This is a genomic window from Limobrevibacterium gyesilva, assembly GCF_025989185.1.
GTDB lineage: Bacteria > Pseudomonadota > Alphaproteobacteria > Acetobacterales > Acetobacteraceae > Limobrevibacterium > Limobrevibacterium gyesilva.
On sequence record NZ_JAPDNT010000042.1, the window covers coordinates 19,755 to 29,729 of the forward strand.

General features: G+C 70.6%; 8 protein-coding genes and 1 pseudogene. 3 read left to right on the forward strand and 6 right to left on the reverse strand.

Annotation, left to right across the window (positions count from 1 at the left end; all coding sequences use genetic code 11):
• Positions 1–101 precede the first annotated feature (101 nt).
• The 3 genes from OL599_RS23955 (at position 102) to OL599_RS23965 (ending at position 2,757) form a co-directional block, all read left to right on the forward strand.
• Complete coding sequence (locus tag OL599_RS23955; RefSeq protein ID WP_264716567.1) at positions 102–1,865, forward strand: aminopeptidase P family protein; 1,764 nt, start codon at positions 102–104, stop codon at positions 1,863–1,865.
• Between the two features lie 161 nt (positions 1,866–2,026).
• Positions 2,027–2,353, forward strand: a complete 327-nt coding sequence (locus OL599_RS23960; protein WP_264716568.1) for a hypothetical protein — start codon at positions 2,027–2,029, stop codon at positions 2,351–2,353.
• A 110-nt stretch (positions 2,354–2,463) separates the two neighbouring features.
• Positions 2,464–2,757, forward strand: coding sequence for a hypothetical protein (locus OL599_RS23965; protein WP_264716569.1), 294 nt, complete (start codon positions 2,464–2,466; stop codon positions 2,755–2,757).
• 77 nt (positions 2,758–2,834) lie between these two features.
• On the opposite strand, the gene OL599_RS23970 is transcribed toward OL599_RS23965, so the two are convergent.
• The 6 genes and pseudogenes from OL599_RS23970 to OL599_RS23995 all read right to left on the reverse strand — a co-directional run.
• Positions 2,835–3,575, reverse strand: a complete 741-nt coding sequence (locus tag OL599_RS23970) for a response regulator transcription factor (protein WP_264716570.1) — start codon at positions 3,573–3,575, stop codon at positions 2,835–2,837.
• Between the two features lie 106 nt (positions 3,576–3,681).
• On the reverse strand, positions 3,682–5,766 hold the full coding sequence (ligA, locus tag OL599_RS23975) for an NAD-dependent DNA ligase LigA (RefSeq protein ID WP_264716572.1): 2,085 nt from the start codon (positions 5,764–5,766) through the stop codon (positions 3,682–3,684).
• Positions 5,763–7,451, reverse strand: coding sequence for a DNA repair protein RecN (recN, locus tag OL599_RS23980; RefSeq protein ID WP_264716573.1), 1,689 nt, complete (start codon positions 7,449–7,451; stop codon positions 5,763–5,765). Before recN ends, ligA begins: the two co-directional genes overlap by 4 nt.
• 28 nt (positions 7,452–7,479) lie before the next feature.
• Complete coding sequence (locus OL599_RS23985; protein ID WP_264716574.1) at positions 7,480–8,370, reverse strand: outer membrane protein assembly factor BamD; 891 nt, start codon at positions 8,368–8,370, stop codon at positions 7,480–7,482.
• Between the two features lie 107 nt (positions 8,371–8,477).
• Positions 8,478–9,515 (reverse strand): UDP-3-O-acyl-N-acetylglucosamine deacetylase, encoded by a 1,038-nt coding sequence (lpxC, locus tag OL599_RS23990; RefSeq protein WP_264716575.1) that lies wholly within the window; start codon positions 9,513–9,515, stop codon positions 8,478–8,480.
• Positions 9,516–9,694: 179 nt separating this feature from the next.
• Positions 9,695–9,975 (reverse strand): annotated as a pseudogene (locus OL599_RS23995) (cell division protein FtsZ); the annotation flags it as partial.

Here is a 9,975-nt window from a genome sequence, read left to right on the forward strand (position 1 = left end):
CATCGACTCCTCCCTTCAGTCATGCGGAGAGCGCATGGGTCTTTGAGTAGCTATGTTCAAGACGTGAAGCTGATCTGATGGTTTCCAAGGGACCGTGACACATGAATGCCACACATCTCGTTGATCTGCGGGCAGAACTGGCGCGCCAGGGCCTGGGCGGGTTCATCGTTCCGCGGGCGGACGAGCATCTGGGCGAATACGTGCCCGCCGGCGCCGAACGGCTGCGCTGGCTGACCGGCTTTACCGGCAGCGCCGGCCTCGCCGTGGTGCTGGCCGACCGGGCCGCGGTGTTCACGGACGGCCGCTACATGCTGCAACTGGCAGCCCAGACCGATCCGGCGCTGTGGGAACGGCGGCATATCATCGACGAGCCGCCGCCGGCCTGGATCGCCGGGCACGCCCCGGGCGCGCGCATCGGCTACGACCCGCTGCTGATCAGCGAGGAAGCGCTGCAGCGCTACAGCGACGCCGGCCTCGCCATGGTGCCGGTGGAGCGCAACCCGGTGGACGCGATCTGGACCGACCGGCCGCCAGCGCCGTTGCAGCCGGCCGAGCCGCATCCGCTGGAACTGGCGGGACGCTCGTCCGAGCAGAAGCGCGAGGAAGTCGCCGCGGCGCTGCGCACGGCCAAGCAGGACGCGGCGGTGATCACCGATCCCGCCTCGGTCGCGTGGCTGCTGAACATCCGCGGCAGCGACGTGCCGTACACGCCGTTCGCGCTGGGGTTCGCCATCGTGCACGCGGATGCCGGCTGCGAGTTGTTCATGGCGCCGCAAAAGCTGCCGCCGCGCACGCGCGAATGGCTGGGCAACGCCGTCTCGGTGCAGGACCGTGACGTGCTTGCCGGCGCGCTGGCGCGGTTGGCGGGCAAGCGGGTGCGGGTGGATGCCGCCGGGTCGCCCATCTGGTTCGCCCAGACGCTGCGGGTGGCGGGGGCCGAGGTGGTGGCGGAGATGGACCCGTGCATGCTGCCCAAGGCGTGCAAGAATGCCGTGGAGCAGCAGGGCGCCCGCAACGCCCATGCGCGCGACGCCGTCGCGGTATGCCGTTTCCTGCACTGGCTGGAGTCCGCGTCCGGTCGCGAATCGGAGCTGTCGGCGGCCGCCCACCTGCTGGCCCTGCGCGAGGACGTGCCGGGCTTTCGCGGCGAGAGCTTCCCGGCCATTTCCGGCGCCGGCGAGGACGGCGCCATCATCCATTACCGCGTGACCGCGGAAACCGACCGCACACTGCGCGCGGACGAGCCCTATCTGATCGACAGCGGCGCCCAGTATTGCGACGGCACCACCGATATCACCCGCACCGTATGGATGGGGCCCGGCGCGCCGCCGCCGGCGCTGCGCGACCGGTTCACCCGGGTGCTGAAGGGCCATATCGCCATGGCCACGCTGGTGTTCCCGCAAGGCGTGGCCGGCGCGCATCTGGACGGATTCGCCCGTGCCGCATTGTGGCAGGCCGGGCTCGACTACGACCATGGCACCGGCCATGGCGTCGGCAGCTATCTGTCCGTGCATGAGGGGCCGGTGAGCCTGTCGCGTGCGGCGCGGCCGGTGCCGCTGGCCGCCGGCATGATCCTGTCCAACGAGCCCGGATTCTATGCGCCGGGCGAGTACGGGATCCGCCTGGAGAACCTGCTGCTGGTGCAGCCCGCGGACACCCCGGCCTCGGTCAAGCCGTTCCTCCGGTTCGAGACGCTGACGCTGGCGCCGTTCGACACCAGACTGCTGGACCGCGCCCTGCTGACCCAGGGCGAGATCGCGTGGCTGGACGCCTATCACGCCAGGGTGCTGGCCGAGGTCGGGCCGAACCTGGCGGCGGAGCAGAGGGTGTGGCTGGCGGCGGCCTGCGCGCGCCTCGGCCCCTGACGCCTCCGCCTGCGCGGCGCCGCGGGCGGGATTTTCAGGAACGAAACCGGATCGGTTCGTTTTCTGTTAACACCTGCTCCCTGGCTTCATGGCATATTCAGCAACGAATCGGGCCGCGACCACAGGATGTGGTGTTTGGGCGGTCCCGGCGGAGAGCGGCGATGCTGGATCCGGCGGATCTTCAGATTCTTGCGCGGTGGTGCCGCGCGCGGCGCCTTGGCTGGCGCCGCAAGAGCGGGCCCGCGGCGGGGCACGTTCTGCTGGAGCCGCTCATGGCCGCGGCACCCTGGCAGGGCATGCTGCTGGTGGCCGGCGTCGACGGGTACCTGTTGCAGGACGCCACCGGCGAAACGCTCGCGTTCGCGTCGGACTTGCCGGCGCTGCTGGATGCGGTGGATGCTGGCGTCGCTGAACCGCCGCGCGGCCCGGCGGGACTGCCCGCGCTGGCCGAGGCGGCCCACCGGGCGGCATCCTTCACGACGGCGTGAGGCCGTCCTGAATCCATGATCCGGCGGCTATTTCGTCTAGATCTCGCCATGATCGGCGGCCAGTGTCCTTCGTGTGGCCCGACTCGGCCACGGCATGAAGGAGAACGAAGATGCGCATGGATCGAGTGATCACGACGGGTCTGCTCGCCGTTGCGGCCCTGGCAGTGATGGCGGCCGGCGCACCTGCACGCGCGGATCGGGATGGGCATCGCGGCTGGCATCACGGACACCGGGGCTGGGGCCCTGGGGTCGTGTATGCGCCCCCGCCGGTCTATTACGCGCCGCCGCCGCGCGTGTATTACGCTCCCCCGCCGGTCTACTACGCGCCGCCGCCGGTGGTCTACGCGCCGCCCGCTTATGTCGCGCCCGGCGTTTCCATCGGCCTTGGATTCAACTTCCGCTGACAGACGAATCTCGCGGACGATGCGGTGCATGGCGCGCAACCGCATCAGGCAGGGCGGCGGTTCTCCGGTTCAGCGCATTACGGTAGCGGAGCGCTGCGGAACAATGTCGGGTCCGCAATAACATAACCCTGACGGCGGGCGGACAGGATGGTTCGCGGCGAGGCGCCATGCATCGCCAGCTTGCGCCGGAGCTTGAGCACCAGCTGATCGACGCTGCGATCTTCCGCATGCGGCGCCCGCTTCAGCGCGGCCCGGCTCAGCCATTCCCGCGACACGCTGACGCCCTCGGCATCCAGCAGCGTCTCCAGCGCCGCCAGTTCCGCCTCGGTCAGCGGGGTTCGCTTCCCGGTCGGGCCCACCAGGCTGCGCCGCGCATGGTCGACCAGAATCGTGCCCGGACGCAGCTCCGCCGGCCGCTGCATGCGCCGGTGCAGGGCCCGCACACGCGCCACGAGCTCGCGTAACGCCACCGGCTTGACGATGTAGTCGTCCGCACCGGTTTCCAGCCCGTCGATGCGCGCGGTCTCCTCACCGTTGGCGGTGACGACGATCACGCCGCATGCGCCGTCGTGGGCGAAACGCTCGACGAGATGCAGCCCGCAGACATCGGGCAGGCCAAGATCGATCAAGGCGATGTCGGGGCGGAAGCTTTCCTTCAGGGTCAGCGCCTCGGCGCCGGTCACGGCCAGTTCGGTCGTCATCCCGGCCTGGTGCAGTCCAGCCTGGATGGTCGCCGCCACGGTTGCGGTATCCTCGACAATGAGGATGCGCAACCGTGCGGAATGCTTGTCCGTCTGCCTGGGGCGCACAGGTGCCATGTCCGTTGCTGTCGATTCGAGCGGGTTGATTCCGGGACAGTCCTCGCGGGTCCATCAAGCAGAAATCAACGATGCATCTCGTTGCTGCAGCGCGCCAGTGGAATCTTCAGTGTTGCTCCTTGACGACAAGCGCGCGCCATTCGGCCTCGGTCATCGTGCGCACGCCCAATTCGGCCGCTTTGCGCGCTTTCGATCCCGCGTCGGCGCCGACGACGACGAGGTCGGTCTTCTTCGAGACGCTGTCTGTCACACGCGCGCCGAGCTTCTCCGCCATCGCCTTGGCTTCCGGCCGGCTCATGGTTTCCAGCGTGCCGGTGAACACCACGATCTTGCCGGCCAGTTCGCCGCCGCCGGCTTCCGGCGCCGCGTCCTCAATGGTCAGCATGCCCGCGAGTTCATCGATCGTGGCGACGTTGCGCGGCTCGGCAAAGAACTCGGCGAGTTCCTCGGCGATCGCGGGGCCGATGCCGACGATGCTGCCGAGGTCGCTGCGCGCTTCGGATCCGATGGCGACCGCGGCCAGCATCTGCGCACGCCAGCCGGCGAAGCCGCGGTAGTTGCGCGCGAGCAGCTTGGCGTTGGCCTCTCCGATGCGGCGGATGCCCAGCGCATAGATGAAGCGGGCCAGCGAAATGGTTCGGCGCTGCTCGATCGCGCGGGTGAGGTTGCGGGCGGACAGCTCGCCCCAACCCTCGCGTTGGGCGATCTCGGATTCATGTGCGGGCAGGCGGAAGATGTCGGCGGGGCCCTTGATCAGGCCGTCGGCGTGGAACTCGCGGATGGTCTTCTCGCCCAGCCCCTCGATGTCGAAGGCGGGGCGCGAGACGAAATGGATCAGCCGCTCTTCGGTCTGTGCCGCGCAGGTCAGGCCGCCGGTGCAGCGCAGCACCACCTCGCCGGGCGGGCGCACCGCGAGGCTGCCGCAGACAGGGCAGATATGCGGGAACACATAGGGCTTCGCAGTGGCGGGGCGCTTGTCCAGCACTACCGAAACGATCTGCGGGATCACGTCGCCGGCGCGCTGCAGCACCACCGTGTCGCCGATGCGTATGTCCTTGCGGGCGATCTCGTCCTCGTTGTGCAGCGTGGCGTTGCGCACCAGCACGCCACCCACGTTGACCGGCTGCAGCCGGGCCACCGGCGTCAGCGCGCCGGTGCGGCCGACCTGGATGTCGATGTCGTCGAGCACGGTGGTGGCCTGCTCGGCGGGGAACTTCCAGGCCACCGCCCAGCGCGGCGCGCGGCCGACGAAGCCGAGACGGCGCTGCAGTCCGAGATCGTCGATCTTGTAGACGACACCGTCGATATCGTAGGGCAGGGCGGCGCGGCGGGCGCCCATCTCGGCCTCGAAGGCGGCGGCCTCGGTCTCGCCGGCCAGGTGCTGCGACAGCGGGTTCACGGTGAAGCCCCAGGCCTTCAGCCGCTGCAGATACGCCCAGTGCGTCGGCGCCACCGGCTCGCTGGCATCGCCCATGGCGTAGGCGAACAGCGACAGCCGGCGGCCGGCGGTGACGGTGGGGTCGAGCTGGCGCAGGCTGCCGGCGGCGGCGTTGCGCGGATTGGCGAAGGGCTTCTGGCCGGCGGCTTCCTGGGCCGCGTTCAGCGCCAGGAAATCGGCCTTGGTCATGAACACCTCGCCGCGGATCTCGATCAGGGCGGGCGCGTGGCCATGCAGCGTGCGGGGCACGCTTTTCATCGTGCGCAGATTGGCGGTGACGTCTTCGCCTTCCGTGCCGTCGCCGCGGGTGGCGCCCTGGACGAAGCGGCCGTTCTCGTATGTCAGCGAGATCGACAGCCCGTCGATCTTGGGCTCGCCGACGAAGGCCAGCGGATCATCTTTCAGGGTGAGGAAGCGGCGGATGCGGTCGCAGAATTCGGCGAAGTCCTCGGGCGCGAAGACGTTGTCGAGCGACAGCATCGGCACGCGGTGGCGCAGCTTGGCGAATCCGCCCACCGGCGCCGCGCCGACGCGCAGCGAGGGCGAATCCGGGCGGACCAACTGCGGGAATCGTGCCTCGATCGCGTCGTTGCGCCGGCGCAGCGCGTCGTATTCGGCGTCGCTGACGACCGGCGCGTCCTGCTCGTAATAGGCGCGGTCGTGCCCGGCGATCTCGGCGGCGAGGGCCGCGAGTTCGGTGGCGGCCTCGGCCTCGGTCAGGGCTTCCACCGATCGTGTGCCGGTGGTGCTCATGCCGGCCCCAGCAGGCTTTCGGCGGCGGCGCGCGCCGCGGCGGTGACGGTTTCGCCGGCCAGCATTCGGGCGATCTCCTCGCGGCGCTCGGGGCCATCGAGATGTTGGACATGCGTCGCCGCCCGGCCCTTGGCGACGGTCTTGGCCACGCGCAGATGCGCCGCCCCGCGGGCCGCCACCTGCGGGCTGTGAGTGACCAGCAGCACCTGCACACGCTGCGCCACCCGGGTCAGCCGCTCGCCCACGGCCGCCGCGGTGGCGCCGCCGATGCCGCTGTCCACCTCGTCGAACACCAGGGTGGGGACAGGCGAGCCGCCCGCCAGCACCACTTTCAAGGCGAGCATCAGCCGGGACAACTCGCCGCCGGAGGCGATCTTCGCCAGTGGTCCCGGCGCCTGGCCGGGGTTGGTGGCGATCAGGAAGCGGACCGCGTCGGCGCCCTGGGCGCCCCAGTCGGACTCGGGCAGGGGAGACATATCGGTGACGAAGCGCGCCCGCTCCAGGCGCAGCGGCGGCAGCTCCCTGGCCACGGCCCGGTCCAGCTTCGCCGCCGCCGCGCGCCGCGCCTCCGACAGCCGGGAGCAGGCTTCGGCATAGCTGGCGCGGGTCGCGGCGGCTTCGCGTTCCAGTTCTTCGACCCGCGCGGAGCCCGTCTCCAGCGCCGCCAGCCGGTCGCGCAACGTGGCGAGCAGGGCGGGCAATTCCATCACCTGCAGGCCGTGCTTGCGCGCCGCCGCCCGCAACGCGAACAGCCGCTCCTCGGCGGCTTCCAGCAGCCGTGGATCGGCTTCCGCCTCGTCGGCCAGCCGGGTCAGCAGGGTCTCCGCTTCGGCCAGGGCTTCCTCCGCGCGTTCCAGCGCCGCCATGGCGGGCGCGGCCGGGTTCGCGGCGTCGGGATCGTTCGCCGGCGTCAGCCGCTGCAACGCCCGGGCGGCCGCACGCAATGAAGCGGCCGGGCCGGGATTGCGCCGGTCGCGCGAGGACAGCTCACCGAGCGCGGTCGCGATCGCTGCGGCGCGCCTCTCGCCCTGTTGCAGGCGCTGGCGCTCGGCGGCGAGGCGCTCCTCCTCGCCGTCCTCGGGCGCGAGCCGGGCCAGCTCATCGACGGCGTGGCGCAGCCATTCCTGGTCGCGCTCGGCCTCGGCGATCGCCTCGCGTGCCGCCTCCAGCGCGGCCGCGGCGGCGCGCCATGCCCGGTGCCCCGCCGCCACCGCCGCGCGCAGGCCGTCCGGCACGCCGAATGCGTCGAGCAGGAGAGCGTGCCCGGCCGGATCGGCGAGGCCCATCTGGTCGTGCTGGCCCTGGACCTCGGCCAGCAGGCCGGCGGCGCGCTTCAACAATGCGGCGCCCACCGGCTGGTCATTGGCGAAGGCGCGGGAACGGCCGTCCTTGGCCACCACCCGGCGCAGCACGATCTCGTCGTCGGCGGCGATGCCCTGCTCGGCGAGCAGCGTGTAGACGGGGTGGCCCGCCGGCGGCGCGAACACGGCGGCGACGCTGGCCTGCTCCGCCCCCGCCCGCACCAGCCCGGCCTCGGACCGTGCGCCCATGGCGAGCCCGAGGCTGTCCAGCAGGATCGACTTCCCGGCCCCGGTCTCCCCGGTCAGCACGGTCAGGCCCGGCCCGAAGGACAGGTCCAGACGCTCGATCAGCACCACGTCGCGGATCGAGAGTGCGGTCAGCATGTGCTGCGGTGCGGGGCCCGGCGGGCGCTCAGAAGATGGAACGCCAGGTGCGGCTGAGCAGGCCGGGCCGCTGCGAGGGCTCCGGCTTTCCCTGCGTGTCGGTGACCTCGCCGACTGCCAGCAACTGGTTGTAGCTGTCCTCGTACCATTCGCTGCCGGGGTAGTTGTGGCCCAGCACGGCGGCGGTCCGCTTGGCCTGCTCCGGCAGGCCGAGGATCAGGTAGATCTCGGTCAGGCGGTGCAACGCCTCGGCGACGTGGTTGGTGGTCTGGAAATCGTCCACCACGCGTTGGAAGCGGCCGATGGCGGCGGTGTAGAGATGCTGGCGCTCGTAGTAGCGCCCGATCTCCATTTCCTTGCCTGCCAGATGGTCGCGGGCGAGATCGATCTTCAGCTTGGCGTCGCGGGCATAGGAGCTGTCGGGGAAGCGGTTCACCACCTCCTGCAGCGCGCCGATCGCCTCCTGGGTGTTGTGCTGGTCGCGCTTGATGTCGGCGATCTGCTCGTAGAAGCACAGCGCCCGCAGGTAGTATGCGTAAGCGATGTCCCGGTGCGCCGGGTGCAGCTGGATGAACCGGTCGAGCGCGCCGATCGCGTCCGTGTACATGTTCATCTGGTAGAACAGAAACCCCTGCATCAGCTGGGCGTTCACCGCCCAGGTGGAATAGGGATAGGTCTGTTCGACCATGTCGAACTGGCGGCCCGCGGTCTGGAAGTTGCGGGCGTTCATGGCATCGACGCCGTTGCTGTAGAGCTGCTCGGCGGTCTGGGTGGTCGGGTCGAACGGCTTCTGAAGGTCCTCGCCCTTGCCGGTCCACGGCGAGATCGAGGAGCATGCCCCGAGCGAGGCGAGCAGGCCGACCGCAACGACCAGCCGTGCTGCGAAGGGGGCAACGGGGACGGCAGCTGAGCGAGCCACGCGGCGGAGCATCATCAGGTCATTCACCGGTCGGTCTGAGGGAGGCCGGTTTATAGCATGCCCGCGCGCGAGGCGAACCCCGCCGGGCGAAGGGATGGCGAGGGCGCTCAGACCGGCGCGGCGGCGACCGGCACGCGCCGCTCCTGCCAGGACCCCAGGCCGGCCAAACCGGCACTGCCGTCGGCCGACGGGGCGTTGGCCATGCGGGTGTCGGCGCTGCCGGGGTGCCGCGACTCGCCGCCCACCAGGCGCCAGTTGGCGTCGTCGGCGAACAAGGCGCGCAGCAGCTGGTTGTTCAGCGCATGGCCGCTGCGATGCGCCACCAGCCGGCCGCGCAGGGCGGCGCCGGCCAGCGCCAGGTCGCCGACCGCGTCCAGCATCTTGTGGCGCACGAACTCGTCGGCCACGCGCAGCCCGCCGGGGTTCAGCACGCGGGCGTTGTCCACCACCACGGCATTGTCCAGGCTGCCGCCCAGCGCCAGGCCGGCGGCCTGCAGGGCGGCGACTTCCTGGGCCAGGGTGAAGGTGCGCGCGCGCGCCAGATCGGCCCGGAAGGTTTCAGGCGAGACGCGCAGCGACAGCGCCTGGCGGCCGATCGCCGCGGCGTCGAAGGCGATCGACATCGCCATGTCGAGGCCGAATGGGGCCGGGCGCAATTCGGCAAAGGCGGCGTTCTCGCCATGCCCTTGGGTTACGCGCACGGTGCGCAGTACCTCGATCGTCGGGGCCGGCGCATCCTGCGTCACGATCCCGGCGCAATCGATCAGGAACACGAAGCTGGCGGCGGAGCCGTCGAGGATCGGCACTTCCGGCCCGTCCACCGTGACCACGGCATTGGTCACGCCGCAGCCGGCCAGGGCAGCCATCACATGCTCAACCGTGCCGACGCGCGCCTCCGGCCGGCCGGGCAGGGCCAGCACCGTGCACAGGCGGGTGTCGTCCACGTGGTCGAACCGGGCGGGGATGTCGATATTGAGGTCGGTGCGGCGGAACACGATGCCGCTGCCGACGGGCGCCGGCTGCAGCGTCAGAGTGGTCTTTCGGCCCGAATGCACGCCCACACCCACGCAATCGATGGACGCCTTCAGCGTGCGCTGCGGAGCGGCGGTGGTCTGCAGGGGAATTGTATACGGCAGTCCGTCCATCGCCTCGTCTCTTTCGTGGCCTGCGGGCGAAGGGCCCGTGGCGGACGCGGCGGGTAATCCGCGACCGGGTGGAACCTATGCGGCTGCCACCCGGTGCGCCAGTCAATCATTATTGCTGAGTATTTCAGCCTAATAGGCTGTAGATAAACGATCTTTTGCAGTGCGTGATCGTTCCGGAATCAGGAAGACTGGCGGCGCAGGAAGGCCGGGATGTCGATGCCCATCTCGTCGCCGGCCGCCGGCCGCACGTTCGCGCGCACGGTCTCGGTGGTATGGCCCGGCAACGACGTCTCCTGATGGATGATCGGCTGCGGCTGCGGTTGCGCTTCCGCGGGCGCGACCGTCGGCAGGCCGCTGCGGATCACGCCGGTCACGAGGTTGAACAGGCTACGGCGCGGCGGCGGCGGCGCGGCGGTTGCCTCGGCCCGCGGCGACTCGGCGAACAGGCCGCTGCCGGCGC

Coding starts and splice junctions, on each gene's coding strand:
- OL599_RS23960 (WP_264716568.1), top strand. CDS start 2,027: ATGCTGGATCCGGCGGATCTTCAGATTCTTGCGCGGTGGTGCCGCGCG.
- ligA (WP_264716572.1), bottom strand. CDS start 5,766: ATGAGCACCACCGGCACACGATCGGTGGAAGCCCTGACCGAGGCCGAG.
- OL599_RS23955 (WP_264716567.1), top strand. CDS start 102: ATGAATGCCACACATCTCGTTGATCTGCGGGCAGAACTGGCGCGCCAG.
- OL599_RS23970 (WP_264716570.1), bottom strand. CDS start 3,575: ATGGCACCTGTGCGCCCCAGGCAGACGGACAAGCATTCCGCACGGTTG.
- recN (WP_264716573.1), bottom strand. CDS start 7,451: ATGCTGACCGCACTCTCGATCCGCGACGTGGTGCTGATCGAGCGTCTG.
- OL599_RS23965 (WP_264716569.1), top strand. CDS start 2,464: ATGCGCATGGATCGAGTGATCACGACGGGTCTGCTCGCCGTTGCGGCC.
- lpxC (WP_264716575.1), bottom strand. CDS start 9,515: ATGGACGGACTGCCGTATACAATTCCCCTGCAGACCACCGCCGCTCCG.